The organism is Streptosporangium sp. LJ11, from assembly GCF_051918945.1.
In the GTDB taxonomy this organism is placed as follows: Bacteria; Actinomycetota; Actinomycetes; order Streptosporangiales; family Streptosporangiaceae; genus Streptosporangium.
In genome coordinates, this window is record NZ_JBPXMB010000033.1 from 24,119 (window position 1) to 40,390 (window position 16,272).

The window sequence follows — 16,272 nt, forward strand, 5'->3', positions numbered from 1 at the left end:
GGCCGTCGCCGTCAGGCCGTGCGCAGCGCGTCGGTGGGGGACAGGCGGGCCGCCCGCATCGCCGGGTACAGTCCCGCGACGGCGCCCACGACGACCGCGGTGACCAGCGCCGCGCCCACCGCCGCCGGGGGGATCAGCGGCTGCCACCCGCGCTGGAGCGCCAGCGCGTACGTCACCGCGGCCCCGATCACCACCCCGCACACGCCACCGGCCACCGCGAGCATCAGCGACTCGACCAGGAACTGCACCGCGACATGGCCGCGCGCGGCGCCCAGTGCCCGGCGCAGCCCGATCTCCGTACGCCGCTCCAGCACGGCGATCACCATGACGTTCGCGATGCCGATCCCGCCCACCAGCAGCGCGACCGCTCCCAGTCCGATGAACAGCGAGGTCCCCGCGTTCGCGACCTCCAGGCGGGCCGACAGCGCGTCGGACGGCCGGCTGACGTCCACCTCGTTCGGACTCTCCGGGTTCGTCGCCCGCGCCAGCAGCTCGGAGACCTCCGTCGTCCGTATCACGTCGGCTCGCACGTACACCCGGCTGGGCCGTCCCCCGTACCGGAAACCCTGCGCCGCGATCTCCGGGCCGATCAGTGCCGACAGGTCGATCTCCGGCGCCAGCTCAAGCGGTTCCAGGATGCCGATCACCGTGAACCAGCGGTCCTGGACCCACACCCGCGGAGTGCCGGCGAGATCCCGGATCCCCAGCGTCTGCGCGGTGGCGTGACCCAGCACCGTGGCGGGATAGGCACTCGTGGCCCGGCTGAGGTACGTGCCGTGCCCCACCTTCGCGTTCAGGGTGGGCAGCAACGAGGGATCGGCGACCCGGACCGAGAGCCCGCCGGTCAGCGTGGCCGGGATCCGGTCCGACCGGAACACCTGGACCCCGGGCAGTTCGGCGGTCGGCGCGGCGGACCGCACACCGTCGGTCCTCCTGATCGTCGCCGAGGCCGTCACCGGCAGCGGCACCTCGCGGCCGCTCGCGGACCGCCCGTCGGTCACCGTCAGCAGGTTCGTGCCCAGCCGGTCGATACGCGCGAGCAGGTCGGCCTGGCTCGACCGGGTGATGCCCAGGACCGACACCACCGCCGCGATGCCGATGGCCACGCCCAGCGTGGACAGAACGGCACGCATGCGCCGCGTGCGCAGCCCCACGGCGGCCACCGGCAGCAGGTCCGCGGCGCGCAGCCGGGACGGCGGCGCGGCGCCCGCGGGCATCCGGAAGGGCGCGGAGGACTCGTCCGGCCTGGTCACGGGTGGCTCCCGGAGTCGCGCACGATCCGGCCGTCGCGCATGTCGATACGCCGGCGCATGGCGTCCGCGACGCCGGGGTCGTGGGTGATGGTCACGATCGTGGTCCCGTCGTCGTTCAGCTCGCGCAGCAGGGCGAGGATCTGCGCGCCGGTGGCGGAGTCCAGGTTGCCGGTGGGCTCGTCGGCCAGCAGCAGGCCGGGACGTCCCACCAGGGCCCGGGCGATGGCCACCCGTTGCCGCTCGCCGCCGGAGAGCTGCCGGGCGCGGTGGTGCGCCCGGTGCGCCATGCCGACACGGGCCAGCGAGGTGGCGGCCGCGGCCCGGCGCCGGGCGCCCGGTACGCCCCGGTACAGAAGGCCGGTGGCGACGTTGTCCAGCGCGGTGAGTCGGTCGAGCAGGTGGAACTGCTGGAACACGACACCGAGCCGGTGCGCACGCAGCCCGGACAGCTGCCGATCGGTCATCGGCTCGACCGCCTGGCCGGTGATGCGGATCGACCCGCTGGTCGGGCGATCCAGCCCGGAGGCCAGGTTCAGCAGGGTCGTCTTGCCGGAACCGGACGGGCCCATGACGGCCACCAGCTCGCCGCCGTGGACGGTGAGGTCGACGCCGCGCAGCGACTCCACCGGCGGCGTGCCGGGATACACCTTGCGGGCGGCGCGCAGCTCGAGGACGGCGGTCATGGCGACGGCACCTCGACCCGGTCGCCGGGCCGCAGGGCGCCGGTCACCTCCACCGTGCCGGCGGAGTCGTCGAACAGGCCCGGCTCCACCCCGGCGAGCCGGCCGTCCGCCAGGCGCACCTGGTATCCGCCGCCGGGGCGGGCGAGCAGCGCGGTGACCGGCACCATCAGCACGTCCTTGCGGGTCGCGGTGGTGATGCTCAGCCGTACCGGAGCCTGGTCGAGCGCCGGGCCGCCCCGCGGCGGCCTGACGCCGATGACGACGGTCACCGTCGCCGGTGCCTCACCGCCCTGCGTGGAGTCGTTCTGCGGCGGAGCCGTGGCGACCCGTCCGATCCGCAGCACGGTTCCCCGCAGCGGTTCCGCACCGGTCATGGAGATGCGGACCCTGTCGCGTGCCCGCACCAGCCGCCGGCGGTCGGCGCCGATTCGCGCGGTGATCACCTGTCGCGTCGACGTCGCCCCCAGTACGGGCGTGTCCGGCCTGACGGTGCTCGCGAGCGCGGCGCGCACCTGCCGTACGCGCAGCCTGCCCGGCAGGAACACCACCTCGCCCATGGCCAGCCGGCCGTCGCGGCGCCAGGAGGGCAGCCCCCAGGACGCCTCCCAGCGCCGCACCGCCGCGCTCGTCGCCCAGGTGAAGTGCGCGTCGACGACGATGTCCCGGCCGGGATCCATGCCCAGCGCGACGAGGTTGCGTTCGAGCTGCCGGACGTCGGCACCGTCGGTGGTCGCCGGTCCGAGATCCCGGTAGGCCGGTGTCGTGCCGTACAGCAGGCGCACCGGTCGCGCGTCCACCGAGTACAGGCGTTCGCCGCGTGCGACGACGTCGCCCGGGGCGGGCAGCGTGGTCAGCACGCCGGGGGCGCCCTGGTGGACGACGGTGTACGAGCCGTCGAAGGTCAGGGTGCCGCCGATCTGGGTCCGCTCGGTGACGGTGCCGCGGGTGACGGTCGCCGTCGCGGTCCGCACCTGAGGGGACGTGTCGCCGGGAGCCGGGCGGTGGGTGGTGGCGCTCCAGAGGACGACGGTCGCGGCGCCGACGACGACCACCACCATTACCGTGACCGCCGCCCGCCTGGGCGGGCCGGAACGGCGGGGGAGATCCGTCTGCGTCACGAGACGCTCCAGCTTCGGTCCCAGTGCTTCCGGCACGCCGCCCGGGCCCGCTGAAGCTCCGGGGTCTTGCCGTCCAGCGGGGTGCCGAGAACCGGGAAGCTGCCGTCGGGCCTGGGGTCCGGCCAGTCCGGCACGCCGTTCTCGCGCAGGCACCGTGCGAACGTGCGCAGCTGGGGCACGTCGCGGGCGCCGGATCCCTCCCCGCCCGACCGTCGGGGGATGCGGTCGGTGATGCTCCGACATGCCGTCATGGCGTCGTCCACCGCATCGGCCGGCTGGTTCTGGGGCATTACCAGGTCCCCGTCGCGGACGGTCGGGTCGGGGAACTCCGGCACCCCGTTGTCCCGTACGCACTTCGAGAGTTCCCTGCCGAGCGCCAGCAGATCCGTGTCGCTCATCCGCTCATCGGGTTCCCCGCCGCCCGGGCCGCATGCGGCCGGGCCGATCAGGAGCGTGGCGGTGACCACGATTCGAAGGAGTCTTGTCATGGGTCCAGGGTCGTGGCCGGGCGGGGGGACGTCGTCGGAGCATGATCCGGTTTCGGCGTCCCGGCCGTACGACCGGAGGGGGAGGCGGTGTACGAGCCGGGTCCGATGCCGGGCGAGGGGCGGCTGCCTACGATGGGCGTATGCCCTGCTCCGCCCGTGTCCTCGGCCACGTCCCGCCCGGCCGGTGGGCGGTGGCGCGCGACGTCGGCCTCGTGCTGCCGCTCGTCCTGCTCTCGACCGCGTCGGCCGCGTGGCCCGGCACCGGTGAGCCCGTCACGCCGTCGGTGTGGTGGTGGGGTGCCACGCTGCTGCTGGTCGCCGCGGCGCTGGTCCGGCGCTCCCGCCCGCTCGTCGCGGTGGTGCTGGCCGCCGTGGGCGGCGTGGCGCACCAGCTGAATCCGTACGTGCCGTTGCAGCCGATCGACCTCGTCGTGCCCTGGGCCCTGTACGGGCTCGTCGCGAGCCGTCGCGGCCGTCGCGGCGGGCGGTCGGCCTTCGGCGTCCTGCTCGTCGTCACGTACGCGGCAAGCCTGTGGGCGGTGTGGCGGCCACCGGTGCGCGGCGGGTGGCTGGCCTTTCCCGGGATGGTCACCAAGGCCGACCTCGTACGGGGCGCCGCGGCCGGGCCCGGTTTCCCCGACGTGCTGGGCGTGGCCGCCGCCAACGCGATCGGGGGAGCGATGGTGCTCGCGCTCGCGTACGCGTGGGGGATCGGGGTGCGCAACCGGCAGGAGCGGCTGGAGGCGCTGAGCAGGCACACCGAGGACCTGCGGCGGGAGCAGCGGCAGCGCGTCGCGCTGGCGACCGCGGCCGAACGTGCCAGGATCGCTCGCGAGATGCACGACGTCCTCGCGCACAGCCTCGCGGTGATCGTGGCGCAGGCCCAGGCCGCGGTGGCCGTGCAGCAGCGCCACCCCGAGCTGAGTGCCGGGGCGATGCGGGAGGTGGTGACCGTCGGCCGCGCGTCGCTGGCCGAGCTGCGCCAGCTGCTCGGCGTGCTGCGCGGCGACGCCGGGGAGGAGCGTGACCACGCCCCCCGGCCCGGTCTCGGCGAGCTGCCGGCCCTGGTCGACCGCGTGCGGATGGCCGGGATCCCGGTGCGGTTCGACGTGGCGGGCACCCCGCGGGTGCTGCCGGCGCTGCAGGACATGTCGGTCTACCGCATCGTGCAGGAGGCGCTGACCAACACCGTGAAACACGCCGGTCCGGGCGCCGGGGCCGTGGTCCGCGTCCGGTTCGGCGACGACGGCGTGGAGGTGGAGGTCACCGACGACGGCGCCGGTCCCGCCGACGGGACGGACGACGGCGAGGGCAACGGGCTGCGCGGCATCGCCGAGCGGGTCCACCTCCTCGGCGGGCACCTGGAGACCGGGCCGGCCGGTGGGCGCGGGTTCCGCGTCCGGGCGCGGCTGCCCGTCGGCGGCCACGCGGCCGACCCGGTGGAGACAGGGGAGACGGTGGAGACGGCGGGCGATCGGGCGTGACCGGCTCCGGGGGCGCGGCCGCGGGCGTTCTCAGGCGGACGGGCGCTTTCACGGCAACGGGTGGTCCCGGAGCGTCCGGGGGCTCCGCCGGTTCCGCCGCGGGGAGTGGTCCTGGGACGGATGCGGCCGGTGCCGCGGCCGGTGGGACGCCCCCGCGCATCGTGCGGGTGGTGCTCGTGGACGACCAGGCGCTGCTGCGCACCGCGTTCCGGCTGATCCTCGACCAGGCGGACGACATCGTCGTGGTCGGCGAGGCGGCGGACGGCGACAGCGGTGTCGCCGTGGTGGAACGCACCGGACCCGACGTCGTGCTGATGGACGTCCGCATGCCCGGCACGGACGGCATCGAGGCCACCCGGCGCATCCGGGCGCTCGACGGCGGCCGTTCCACGGCGGTCCGGCCGAGGATTCTCATCCTCACCACGTTCGACCTCGACGAGTACGTCTACGAGGCCCTGCGCGCCGGTGCCAGCGGCTTCCTGCTCAAGGACGCCCTCGCCGAGGACCTGCTGTCCGCCGTCCGGGCCGTCGCCTCCGGCGAGGCGGTCACCGCTCCCAGCGTGACGCGCCGGCTCATCGCCCACTATCTCGACCGCGCCGAGCCGGAGCCGCGGCCCGCGGCCTCTCCCGTGCCCGACCGGCTCGCCGTGCTCACCCGGCGCGAGCGGGAGGTGCTGACCCTCATCGCGCGAGGCCGCACCAACGGTGAGATCGCGGCGGAGCTGCATCTGTCGGCCGGCACCGTACGGACCCACATCGGCCGCATCTTCGCCAAGCTGCAGCTGCGCGACCGGGTGCAGGCGGTCATCCTCGGCTACGAGTGCGGGCTGGTGCCCCGGGCGGCGCCATGACGTGACGACCGGCATGCCCTCCCCGACGCCCGGATCGGGCCGGCGTCGATCGGCGCGACGTCGCCCGGGCACGTTGCGGCGCCCGATGCGCCGCGTGCGGCTTCTGCTCCTTTCGTCCCATGACAGGCTTCAGTGCCTGTCAGCCGATCTGCATGACGACGGCGCAGCCATCCATCAGTCACCAGCCGCTGCAGTCGTGAACGCATGCCCTCCACCTGGGAGCGGGTGTCCGGCTTGCCGATGGCCTGCACGATCTCCCGTGTCCGCATCGGCTCATCGGCCGTGGCCGGCAACGCCACCACCTGCTGCCGGAACCCCCGCAACGGCGGTAGCGGTGACGGCTCCTCTGCGGGGTCGAGGTGAGCCGCCTGCGACGATTCCTCCTCCGCGCCCGCGTCGTCTTCAGGCATGTCGGCGTCGCTGAGGTGATCGCCGGCGAACTCTGTCAGCGTCTCGCGCGTAATGGCCAGGCGCTGCAGTCGTTCCTCGACCGCGACCAGTTGTGCCCGCAAGTCCTCGGCCTGCCGTAGCGCAGCCGTCTCTGCCAGGGCCACGCGTTCCAACAGTGACGTCACCATCGCCTCCCAGAGGGGAAGCAGTCGTACCCGCCTGCCGCATTCACGCCATGCAGTCCAACAACTCCGCACTGCAAACGGCAAAGCACTGGCAGCCACCACGGGGCTTGAGATCTTTCAGGCCATGCATCGTCAACGGTGGAACAGTCGAAAGGCGGGAGTTGATCCCGGCCGAGAGCGTGTTCGCGTTCCTGGTCGAGCATCGGCAAGGGGTTGTTCCCGCCGGAGGCGTTAGCGGACATGTACGCGCCGGTCGACGGGTGCCCGTCGTCTAGGAAGCGCGGATGGCGTATCTGAGTTCTTCGAGGTGGGCTACACCGGGATGCGGATTGCCGCAAGTACACGCTCCGGCAGTGTGGGCTTGGGCAGGACAGTCCCGGCCGAACTTGTCCAGGTGGCCGAGATCGGGCGGGTGCAGGGAGATGATCTGCTGCGCTTGATCCTGGTGTTGGGCAAGATCGCCCTATGGGTCTGACTCGCAACCGCCGCGCTCTGCTCTTCACCGGGGCGATCGGACTCGCCTCGCTCCTGACGCTCTTTGAGGTGAGCACTCCCGGCCTGTCCGTCTGGGCATTGGCATTGGTGTCGTACTGGCTGGCGCTCGCCATTGCCTGGTCGTGGATGTTGGGTCGCGGGCCGGGTCGGCGGGGGTGGGCGCCCTGGATGTTCGTCCCGCTCGCACTGGTGCTGGGCACCGTGCTGCTCGTCAAGACCGACGCGCCCCTTCACGCGCGCTTCGCCCTGTCGGAGCCGAGCCTGGAGCGCTACGCCCGGTCAGTGCACAGCGACTATGCCAGCGATCGATGGTGGGGCCTGTACTGGGTGGACGAAGTGGAGAAGATCCCCGGGGGAGCGAGGTTCATGGTCACCGAGCTCACGATGGATTGGAAGAGCTACGGCTTCGCCTACATCCCGGATCGGGCACCGGATCCAGAAGAGGGAAGGTATGAACACTTCGCGGGCCCCTGGTACATCTGGTCTGACGGCCCCTGAACCTCACGTGATGCATGACCTCCCGGTTCCTCGCCGATGTGTGCCGCGCGCAGAGCGCTGTCAGTACCTGAAGGCACCGAACGGCTGGGAAACGATCAGTTACTTTGCGGGAAGCGATCATCACCGTGACCGACTCGGTGCAGGTCACGCCCATTCGTGAACACTCCACCAGGTCAGAGGCCACTTTCGAGAGATCGGGAGTGGCCTTCTGCGTTGCTGAGTGACCAACTGAGTGACTAGCCCCGCTACTGGGAGTCGCGTCCTGAGATCGCCATCACGGCGGCGGTCAGGATGCAGGCCAGCCCGGCAGCGGAATGAGCGATCAGGAAGGGGGCGGCGTCGTTGTCGGCGCCGGTGGCGACCGCTCCGCATCCGCCGAGAACGGGAATCGCCCACCCGAGGGTCAGCGGAAGCATGTGGGGGCGAGGCCGAGGTTTCGTTGATCATCCTTCGTGCGGACCAAGCTGGACGATGATCGCATGCCGTGATCGGTCCGGGAAGAGCCGATTCATGACTTCGGCTCCTTCCAGGAGCTGTGGCTGCTGCCGGTCGGCGGCGGCCGCGATCTCGTCGATGGACGGTGTCGTTCCGCCGGCGCTCAGGCGGACCCCCATGGCTGCCTTGGCGAGCTGTAGTCCCTTGGCGTGGGAAAGCATGGGTGACGGCGAGTCGGGTCACCGTCACCCGGGCGTCGGGATGCTACGCGGGCGGCTGGAGGACGGTGACCACGTGGGTGGTGCTCGCTGACTTGATGGTCGAGTTGCCGAGCAGGTTGACGGTGTACGTGTGTTCGCCGGCCGTGGTCGACGTATCGGAGAAGCTGAACGACCCGTCGGCGGCGGGGATCAACTTCACCAGGCCCTTCGAGGTGACGGTGCCATCCGGGCCAACGACCTTGCGCGAGACGGTGATGATCGTCCGCGGGAAGGTGATGCCGTCGGCGCCGAAGGTGCCGTTGAAGTCGAGTCGCTCGCCGACGTTGCCCGCCGCCGGTCCGGTCACGGTGAGCGTCGGCTCGTACAAGGCCACTGTGACGGTCACCGAGGAGCCGCTACCCCGGAACCATGAGTTGCCCGGCCAGTACACCTGATACTTGAACGCCCCGATGGACGGTGGGGCGTCGGTGAATCGGTAGGTCCCGTCCGCCGCCGTGGTGATCTCCTGGAACGGCCTGGAGGTGCCGTCGGGGAGCCGGCTGTGCAGTTCGAGCGTCTGCACGCCGGGTGGCAGCCCGCTGCTCAGCGTGAGTCGTCCGCTGAGAGTCGACTGCTTGAGCGCGGTCACCTCGGAGGGAGCCGTCAAGGTCAGCGTGGAGGAGTGGTAGGGCGAGGGCGGCAGCCGCCAGAGGTGCATCCGCCCGGTGCCGGGCTCTTTCAAGACCGCGAAGGTGAGTGTGCCATAGAACTCGATGCTGCCCGCCACCACCGCCTTCCCCTGGTGGGCGGCTGTGTAGATGACCTCCGCGGTGGTCGCGTCGTACACCACGAGCTCCGCCGCGTCGTCCGCGGAGGAGTTCCAGCCGCCCACGACGTAGGCGTCGTCCGGGCTGGCCGCGACAGCGGTGGGGAGGCCGTGCTCGCCGAATCCGCTGCTGTCGTAGGCGCGGCCCTGAGTCAGGGCTGTCGTGTCCCAGGCGTCGAACCGGCGGGTATCGTCCAACGCCGACAGCGCCGCCGATCCGTACTCGGCGAGTGCGAGATCCCGCAGGGCCGGCAGCTCGTTCGCCACTCCGCGGATCTCGCCGCGCGAAGTGGCAGGCGTGGTGTTGATGTCGTACACCTTGACTGTGGCGGGGCTGACTCCCGGCTCCCCGGCCACCAGCGTGTTCCCGGCGACGGCGACGAGCGGAGCCTGGGTCGTGGCCGGCCCGACCCGGACGGGGGTGGGTGTCGCCGCCGCCGGAATGAGGCCGAGAACCCCTCCCTCTCCCGCTTCGCCGCAACCGAATCCGATCCACAGCCGGTCGTACGACTGCGCCAGACTCGACGGGCACGGGTACGCGGTGAGGTCGATGCGCTTGGTGACGGCGAGCGTGGTGGTGTCGATCTCGATCACTTCATGCGAATCGCGCAGCGCCGCGTACACCTTCCTGCCGGTCTCCGGCGAGGCCAGGGCGACAGCACCGGACAGGCCGGGGATCGTGTTGATGACCTTGCCGTCGATGGACGCGACCACGATCCGGTCGCCGGCGGCGACGAAGACCTTGCTGCTGCGCGCCACCACGTCTCCGCCCTTCCCGGCGACGCCGAGGTCGGTGACGGTCGCGGCGGTCGCGGCGGCCGCGGCGGTGGGCGCCTGAGTGACGAGCAGGGCCGCCGTCAGGAGCAGGGGCCCGGCCCAGGCGACTAATCGGCGGGACAGGGGAGCACGGGCAGAGGTTGATGGGCGCACGGGCACTCCGTTCTGGAGGAGAAGGGGAGGGGCGAGCACCCCGGCATGACTACGGGACCCGCTCCCACTGACGATCTTCATAAATCGAACACATATTCGCATAGTGTGGGATTGCCGTCCAGAGCATCGGTCAGATCGGCGGCGGGGGCCACGTTCACCGCCAGCATCCGCCGCCACGTCTCGGGGGCGACGTCGGCAACGGCTTCGACGGGAGAACGGGAGAACGGGAGATGCCCGCGGCCTTCCAGGTGGCGGGCGGCGTTGACGTGACGCTCCCAGTGGCCGTGGTGGCAGATCACGATCGTGGTGTGGCCCTCGACCGGCTCCACCAGGCGGGGCAGCGCCGAGGCGAAGCCGCTCCGGGGCGCCGGACGCCTGGAGGGTGAAGCCGTCGAGGCGGGCGCTCACGCCGTAGGCGGCGAACTGGCGGGGGCAGGACAACACCTCGGGATTAGATCCCGCCGCAGTTCATATTCCCCACCCGAATTGCGCCTTGTTTGTCCAACCGGCCCGACGTTGCCGGACAAACACTGGAATCGCTAGAACGGGGAGGGCGAGGTCAGGCTCCCGGAATCCTCGCGAGGGGCGTCGACCGAAGAACGAGCAACGGATCGAAAAAACGCCCCCGAACGCGTCCCATGTCCAGCGCCACGAAAAGAAAGGAAATCGCCGAATGAAATGGCGTTCGAAGCGCAGGACCGCGGCGGTGGCACTCGGCACGTCCGCCGTGATCGCCACCTTATCGACGCCGGCTCCCGCCGCTGCCCAAGCCGGCCCTTCCTGTTCGCAGTCTTGGCTCTGCTCCACGACCAGAAACGAAAGCGGCTCGTCCGTGTACGTCGGGCGCGACTGGACCTGCGGCGGCGTCACCGGCTCCGGTGGCTCGGACAGTTGTGTCGCGGCGTCCCCGCGCATGTGGATCTACGCGGGCCAACGCACGCCGTATCTCGCGGACTGGGATGCGGTCCGCGTCGACGCCGGATGGTGCTATGCGATTCGGTTCACCAGCTCGATAGGACGACCGCAGCGCGGCGGGACCTACAACCGGGTCGGTGCGGGCCACATGTGGCTCAAGATCGAGGACGACGATGCGACCGCGGCTGCCGGAGGACCCCGCCGTCGCCCAGCTCGAGGCCTGGATCGAGCTGGCCGACCTGGTACGGGGTGAGGAGTTCCGCGGCGCGGTCCGTTCCTGTCTCCGAGACACCTACGGCATGTTTCCGGGACGGCGCCTGGCCGCCGCACCGGTGTGGGACTTCATCCACCGGGAGGGGGCGAAGGCCGGGGAGGAGGTCTTGGAGGCGTATCGTTCCGGGCTGCCGGCGGACTCTCCCCGGGCACGGGAGCTGGTCGTTCGCATGGCGAACGCGACCGCCGGGGTCTTCGGCGGGCAGGCCACGGCCGAGTCGCGGGACCGATTGGCCGCGGCCTTCCTCCTCGTCGAGAGGATCCAACGCGAAGATTCCCAGGAGGAGGCCCGGTACGACGCCACTCATGGCAGGTACCTGTCCCTGGTGGCCGTGATCAACGGGACGCCGCCCGATACGGGCGAGGAGGGTCCCGCGCTCTTCGCGTGGATCGCGGCGGCCCTTCGTGCTTCGGCCCGGCGAGGGGGTGAGACAGGTACGCCGGAAAGAGGAGACGGGCGAGGCCAGCAGCCGACGCGGTCGTGTTGATCACGGATGGAGAACAGCCGGCGTTCAGATCTTCTTCGCGCCAGGGCAGGGCTCGGACACGTATGCGGGAAACGATCATCGCCTCCTCGGGAAGCGATCTTCTCGACATCTCCTGCACCTCAGGCCGGCCCACCTCGTGAACGCCCCACAAGACGGAAGGCCCGGTTCCAGATCATGGAACCGGGCCTTTTCGCTGTTCAGGTCACGTGCAGCTCGTCAGTGGTCGGGGCCGGGCGGGGGGTGTCCGTTGAGGGTCCCGGAGGCGGAGTCAGCGAAAAGTCAGCGGACGTCTTCGGAGTGGACGAGCTGCCACCGGGGGCGAGGAGGCCGGCCGACCACCGGTCAGGCGGCAGGGTTGTCGAGGATGACGACGGGGGCGTCCTCCACATCCGGCAACTCGCTGTCCAGGCACATGCCGGTGGCCGCCTCGATGAAGGCGAACGCCGCACCGCGTTTGCCGCGGTAGTCCTCCGGGTCGAGAGCGTCGAGCATGGTGCGGAAACCGGCCAGGATGCTCGGGTCACCGTTCTCCACCCTGTGCTCGGTGAAGATGAAGTCGCGCATCCACGCCCTGATCTCGCCGCCGGCCGCATAGAGGATCGTGTATCCCCCGTTGAAGTGCCAGGTCACCATCCACACGCGTGATTCCCTGCTGAGCTCGATCAGGACGCGGTCGGACAGGCCGAAGCCATAGGCGAGTTCGAGGAAACCCCAGGTTCCTTCTCCCTCGGAGACGAGGAGGACGGGGCGGGTCTCCTCCCCGGCCTCTTCCCGGGGATACTCCATGACGCGCTGCTCGGGCGCGCGGCCTCCGTTCAGCCGTCGCAGGAGGTCGTCCACCGTGATCTCTTCGTTGAGGGGTTGCACGACGGTCCAGGAGAGCCCGTCCTCCAGCCACTGATGCCGCTCGAAGAAATCGCGGTAGTAATCGATCACATGATCATTGTGGCGGAGGTCGAGCCGCATGACGAAGGCCCGACTCCAGATAGCGGAATCGGGCTTTCTCGCTGTATCTCCGGTTAATCCCACCAGTCTTGTTCGGGCAGCTTGAGCCACATGTCGGCCTGACCGTTGACCGATCGGGCGTCAGCCGGCCGGAGGCCCGCTCCGGCGAAGCAGTAGGCCTCGGCTTGGTGGTGGTAGAGGTAGGTGGCGAGGATCTCCTCCGCGGATTCTTCGGAGTAGACGCCGCCGCCGCCGGGGTGGGTGTCCCACTCCTCGATGGCGCCGTCGCGGGCGACGGCCCCCTGGTTGCCGCTCTTGGGATTGGCGAACAGCCCGTAGCAGACGGTGCCCACCGACAGGCGTTTCATGACGCCGGGGTTGGACGCGGCGTATCCACACGGCTGAAAGACGACGCATCCGCCGGGCACGTCGGTGACACCGATGACGGACAGAGTGGCGTCGACATCCGTCCAGGGATCCTCCATGATCTTCTCAACGTCGGCGTCATCGGCCGGTACGGCCTCCAGGCGCCGTACCGCCTCGGCGGCGGTGAGATCGGCGACGCAGGCGAGGCTGTGGCCGTCGTCGTCGAAACGCCCCAACGCGGCGATCAGACGTCCGGCCTCTGCCACGGCGGCGGCCTCGGCGGCGGACAGGCCGGCCTCGCCGTCGGGAAGAGCGAACAGGTCAGGGGTGGGAGTGGCCAGGCTGAGCCGTCCGGGGGACCAGCCGTTCATCATCGGTCGCCACGGGTTCGCTCCGGCGGCGATCAGGGCGCGGGCGTTGCCGGGGCGGTGGTTGAAGACGGCTTCCCAGAGCGCGGTACGGCCTTCGTGCTCCGCGTCGACGTCGTCGACGCGCTGGGCCAGCTCCGCCACCACCTCGGATGAACCGCGCTCGGCCGCCGCATGAAGCGGTCGTCCGTGGAAGGACACCCCTGAGTTCGGGTCGGCTCCCGCGTCGAGCCGGGCACGGATCAGGCTGAGGTCCGTCCAGCCGTCCCAGCCGATGCCGGACCATCCGGATCCGTCGTTGACGGCCATGGCCGCTCCTTAAGGGGATGTACGGGATGTATGACCGCCGATCATGGCGTACGGGGCCGACAGATTCGGGTCGCGGCGATGCGGTCCAGCAGAGCCGATCCCGCGGTGTTCTCGTGCGCTGAGGCGGCGAGCCCCACCGCTGCGATGACCGGTCCGAACGTGTCCACGGCCGGGCCGCGTTTGACCGACGGGTGCGCGGCCTTCCACGCCGTGATGACCGGTTCGATCAGCGCCCACTGCTCGTCGGACAAGTCGCCGCCACCACGGCGTTCTCGGGTTCGCGGCTTGAAGAGCCTGCCGCGTGGTTGTTCCGTACGGTTCTGATCAGCCCCGTTGGCGGCGTGAGTCCATCAGGCATGTGTGTGCCATGGGCGCGAACTCCGGGTGCCGTGTCGCGATGACCCGCTCGAATGCCGCCTCGGCGTCCGCGACGCGACCCGCGGTGAACCAGAGGGCGCCGAGCTGGGTCAGTGCTCCCGGCGACTCGTCGGGATGACCCGAATCCACCGCGCGCTGCAACGCGCGCATCGCCTCTTCGGCATGGCCCTCTCCGGCGAGCAGGCCTCCCAGATTGAACGCCCCTTTCGGCGCGGCCTGCGGGTGTCCCGACTCCATGGCGAGGGTCAGGAAGGTCCGGGCCTGCTTGGTGTCACCTTCGTAGAACAGGATGATCCCCAGGTTCAGCGCGGCCATCGCCGCCGCCTCGGGATTGGGAGAGTTCACGGCCATCCGGTACGCGTGCTGGGCGCCGCGCGCATCACCGCGAGATTCCAGCACCACCCCCCAGTCGAAGGCCGCCATCCCGGCGGGCGACGGGCTGCCCCTGGTCGCGAGCAGGCGCAGCATTTCCTCCGCCGCGGCGACGTCGCCTTTCTCGTAGGTGTCCTTCGCCACCGCGATCGCCAGCTCCTCTGCCTCGGAACTGCTCACCCGCGCAGTGGGGACACCCCGTTTCCGCGCCGCCGCCAGCAAGAGGTCGGCGAAGGAGTCGGATTCGGCCGCACGTCGTCGCCGGCGTTCAGGCCACCATCGCATCCCCCGTCACCCCTTCGGTCGAGAGCCTTGCCTCATCCTTCAGTGACCCTCCTCGCGGGTCAACACGAAGCGGCGGCGAAAACTCGGACGCACACGCCTTGGCGCGGATGTGGACGCACAGGGTCTGGGACGACCATCAGCTCCCACTACATAGGACGGTCGCGACCGGCAGAGTCTCGCCCGCAACCGTCGGGTGCGCCGCCGTCAGAAGATGAGCCTGCACTCTTTGAGCTGATCTCAGCGAATTTCGGCTGGATGATTGTGCTCGGAATGGGTGAGGACGAGGGCGGCCCGTCGACGACCTCTTCTGATAAGCCCGGGATTCCACCATTCATGCCTCGGAAATTCCAGCTGTCGGAACTATTCCGCTGAGATCACCTCATTGAATAGCTGAAACTTTCAGTGCCGTTGACGGTATTCGACGCCGACCGTATCGTTCGATCATCGCCTATGCGCGCGTCTTTCATCGCGCGCACTTCCAGACAGGAGGGGCCCATGACAGAACGGCGCGTCCGTCGGCGACGGCGCCTGACCATGTGGCTGGTGGCCGCCTTGTTCGGCGCGTTCACCGTCGTCACACCCGCCGACGCCGCCACCACCTGCACGCTGACGTTCCAAGCCAACTACTGGGGGACCGTCGGCGGGCAGTACAGGTGGCAGGTCGATGCGCGGCTGACCAACACCGGCACGACACCGTCGACCACCTGGGAGGCGGTCATCGACTTCCCCTTCTCGGCGGGCGCGGTCGTTCACCAGTTCTGGAACGTGAAGAGGTTCTCGACGAACGTGTGGAGACCAGCGTCGTGGAATGGCGCCATCCTGCCGAACCAGTACGCGAACTTCGGGTTCGAGATCCGCATGCCTATGACGACTACCTCGCCGCCTCTTCCCACTTCCAGTCAGTGCATCATCACCTATTGATGAAACGGGCGAGTCCATGGGGCTCGTCCGTTCGTCGGCTTTCGATGTGTCACGAGATGAGGAATTTCTCGTATTATCCGACGACGTCCGCCCGGGCCATGAGCATGGCGTAGCCGTCGCCCGCGTAGGTCAGATCGGCGCTCACGTATTTGCCGTTGGCGAGGAACCTGATGGTGTCAATGAGGTGATCTCAGCGGAATAGTTCCGACAGCTGGAATTTCCGAGGCATGAATGGTGGAATTCCGGGCTTATCAGGAGAGGCCGTCGACGGCCGGAAATTTGGTGTGGAGCCTCCGGTAGAAGAGGTCTCACCACAAGAACCCTGCGCGGCCGGAAGGCTCCGCGTGATTCCCCATCGTGCCACGCTCGACGTCACCCTGCTGCCGATGGACCGGTGCGCCGAGTAGACCACCAGCGTCAAAGGCGAGCAGATCGACCGGTGGTACTCCGGCAAAGCCCACCACCACGCCGGCAACGTCCAAGCCCTCTCCGCCCCGGACGGGCTGCCGCTGTGGGTCTCCGATGTCGAACCCGGCTCCATCCACGACCTGGCCGCGGCCCGTGTTCACGTGCTGGGCGCTCTATACGCCGCAGCCGCACACTCCAGCGCATCACCGCCGGCCCCAGCAAAACCGGCGACATCACCCGCGCCGCCCTCGTCCTCACCCATTCCGAGCACGATCATCCAGCCGAAATTCGCTGAGATCAGCTCACTGCCCGCGACCGTCGGCCTCCTGCTGAATCGACGCCGCCCCGATCGGCATGCGATCCCTCTCCGCCGGACTGGTGTGACCCCAGACGGATGCGCGGACGGAT

At 70.0% G+C, this 16,272-nt stretch carries 18 protein-coding genes and 1 pseudogene; 6 read left to right on the forward strand and 13 right to left on the reverse strand.

Annotation, left to right across the window (positions count from 1 at the left end):
- Positions 1-11: 11 nt before the first annotated feature.
- Genes ACTOQ3_RS36730 through ACTOQ3_RS36745 form a run of 4 tightly spaced genes read right to left on the reverse strand, consistent with a single transcriptional unit; the run spans position 12 to position 3,542 of the window.
- On the reverse strand, positions 12-1,253 hold the full coding sequence (locus tag ACTOQ3_RS36730; protein ID WP_440088141.1) for an ABC transporter permease: 1,242 nt from the start codon (positions 1,251-1,253) through the stop codon (positions 12-14).
- Positions 1,250-1,936 (reverse strand): ABC transporter ATP-binding protein, encoded by a 687-nt coding sequence (locus ACTOQ3_RS36735; RefSeq protein ID WP_440088143.1) that lies wholly within the window; start codon positions 1,934-1,936, stop codon positions 1,250-1,252. The genes ACTOQ3_RS36730 and ACTOQ3_RS36735 overlap by 4 nt, the downstream gene beginning before the upstream one ends.
- Complete coding sequence (locus tag ACTOQ3_RS36740) at positions 1,933-3,054, reverse strand: hypothetical protein (protein ID WP_440088145.1); 1,122 nt, start codon at positions 3,052-3,054, stop codon at positions 1,933-1,935. The genes ACTOQ3_RS36735 and ACTOQ3_RS36740 overlap by 4 nt, the downstream gene beginning before the upstream one ends.
- Complete coding sequence (locus tag ACTOQ3_RS36745; RefSeq protein ID WP_440088146.1) at positions 3,051-3,542, reverse strand: hypothetical protein; 492 nt, start codon at positions 3,540-3,542, stop codon at positions 3,051-3,053. Before ACTOQ3_RS36745 ends, ACTOQ3_RS36740 begins: the two co-directional genes overlap by 4 nt.
- Positions 3,543-3,682: 140 nt before the next feature.
- On the opposite strand from ACTOQ3_RS36745, the gene ACTOQ3_RS36750 reads away from it, so the two are divergent.
- Positions 3,683-5,026: a sensor histidine kinase gene (locus ACTOQ3_RS36750; protein ID WP_440088147.1), complete on the forward strand. Its 1,344-nt coding sequence runs from the start codon at positions 3,683-3,685 to the stop codon at positions 5,024-5,026.
- A gap of 167 nt (positions 5,027-5,193) precedes the next feature.
- Positions 5,194-5,877, forward strand: coding sequence for a response regulator (locus tag ACTOQ3_RS36755; RefSeq protein WP_440088149.1), 684 nt, complete (start codon positions 5,194-5,196; stop codon positions 5,875-5,877).
- Here ACTOQ3_RS36755 and ACTOQ3_RS36760 read toward each other — a convergent pair.
- Positions 5,841-6,455 carry a hypothetical protein gene (locus ACTOQ3_RS36760; RefSeq protein ID WP_440088151.1) on the reverse strand — a complete coding sequence of 205 codons (615 nt, stop codon included), beginning with the start codon at positions 6,453-6,455 and terminating at the stop codon, positions 5,841-5,843. The two genes, ACTOQ3_RS36755 and ACTOQ3_RS36760, sit on opposite strands and share 37 nt — an antisense overlap.
- A gap of 462 nt (positions 6,456-6,917) precedes the next feature.
- Here ACTOQ3_RS36760 and ACTOQ3_RS36765 point away from each other — a divergent pair, with 462 nt between their 5' ends.
- The gene (locus ACTOQ3_RS36765) at positions 6,918-7,445 is read left to right on the forward strand and encodes a hypothetical protein (protein WP_440088152.1); all 528 of its coding nucleotides are present in this window, start codon (positions 6,918-6,920) and stop codon (positions 7,443-7,445) included.
- A gap of 245 nt (positions 7,446-7,690) precedes the next feature.
- Here the strand turns inward: ACTOQ3_RS36765 and ACTOQ3_RS36770 are convergent, their stop codons facing one another.
- From ACTOQ3_RS36770 to ACTOQ3_RS36785, 4 genes are all read right to left on the reverse strand, one after another.
- On the reverse strand, positions 7,691-7,861 hold the full coding sequence (locus ACTOQ3_RS36770; protein WP_440088154.1) for a hypothetical protein: 171 nt from the start codon (positions 7,859-7,861) through the stop codon (positions 7,691-7,693).
- A 27-nt stretch (positions 7,862-7,888) separates the two neighbouring features.
- The gene (locus ACTOQ3_RS36775; RefSeq protein WP_440088156.1) at positions 7,889-8,101 is read right to left on the reverse strand and encodes a hypothetical protein; all 213 of its coding nucleotides are present in this window, start codon (positions 8,099-8,101) and stop codon (positions 7,889-7,891) included.
- Positions 8,102-8,144: 43 nt separating this feature from the next.
- Entirely contained in the window at positions 8,145-9,836 is a 1,692-nt protein-coding gene (locus ACTOQ3_RS36780; protein ID WP_440088157.1) for a YncE family protein, read from the reverse strand.
- Positions 9,837-9,913: 77 nt separating this feature from the next.
- The gene (locus tag ACTOQ3_RS36785; protein ID WP_440088158.1) at positions 9,914-10,165 is read right to left on the reverse strand and encodes a hypothetical protein; all 252 of its coding nucleotides are present in this window, start codon (positions 10,163-10,165) and stop codon (positions 9,914-9,916) included.
- Between the two features lie 759 nt (positions 10,166-10,924).
- Here ACTOQ3_RS36785 and ACTOQ3_RS36790 point away from each other — a divergent pair.
- Positions 10,925-11,512, forward strand: coding sequence for a hypothetical protein (locus tag ACTOQ3_RS36790; RefSeq protein ID WP_440088160.1), 588 nt, complete (start codon positions 10,925-10,927; stop codon positions 11,510-11,512).
- Positions 11,513-11,854: 342 nt separating this feature from the next.
- Here the strand turns inward: ACTOQ3_RS36790 and ACTOQ3_RS36795 are convergent, their stop codons facing one another.
- From ACTOQ3_RS36795 to ACTOQ3_RS36810, 4 genes are all read right to left on the reverse strand, one after another.
- Positions 11,855-12,448 carry a hypothetical protein gene (locus tag ACTOQ3_RS36795; protein ID WP_440088161.1) on the reverse strand — a complete coding sequence of 198 codons (594 nt, stop codon included), beginning with the start codon at positions 12,446-12,448 and terminating at the stop codon, positions 11,855-11,857.
- An 83-nt stretch (positions 12,449-12,531) separates the two neighbouring features.
- Positions 12,532-13,500, reverse strand: a complete 969-nt coding sequence (locus tag ACTOQ3_RS36800; RefSeq protein ID WP_440088162.1) for an ankyrin repeat domain-containing protein — start codon at positions 13,498-13,500, stop codon at positions 12,532-12,534.
- A 41-nt stretch (positions 13,501-13,541) separates the two neighbouring features.
- Positions 13,542-13,751, reverse strand: a complete 210-nt coding sequence (locus ACTOQ3_RS36805) for a hypothetical protein (protein ID WP_440088163.1) — start codon at positions 13,749-13,751, stop codon at positions 13,542-13,544.
- Positions 13,752-13,824: 73 nt separating this feature from the next.
- On the reverse strand, positions 13,825-14,430 hold the full coding sequence (locus tag ACTOQ3_RS36810; RefSeq protein WP_440088164.1) for a tetratricopeptide repeat protein: 606 nt from the start codon (positions 14,428-14,430) through the stop codon (positions 13,825-13,827).
- A gap of 600 nt (positions 14,431-15,030) precedes the next feature.
- On the opposite strand from ACTOQ3_RS36810, the gene ACTOQ3_RS36815 reads away from it, so the two are divergent.
- Together ACTOQ3_RS36815 and ACTOQ3_RS36820 are read left to right on the forward strand one after the other, a co-directional pair.
- On the forward strand, positions 15,031-15,456 hold the full coding sequence (locus tag ACTOQ3_RS36815) for a cellulose binding domain-containing protein (protein WP_440088166.1): 426 nt from the start codon (positions 15,031-15,033) through the stop codon (positions 15,454-15,456).
- Between the two features lie 434 nt (positions 15,457-15,890).
- Positions 15,891-16,055 (forward strand): annotated as a pseudogene (locus ACTOQ3_RS36820) (transposase family protein); the annotation flags it as partial.
- Between the last annotated feature and the right edge of the window lie 217 nt (positions 16,056-16,272).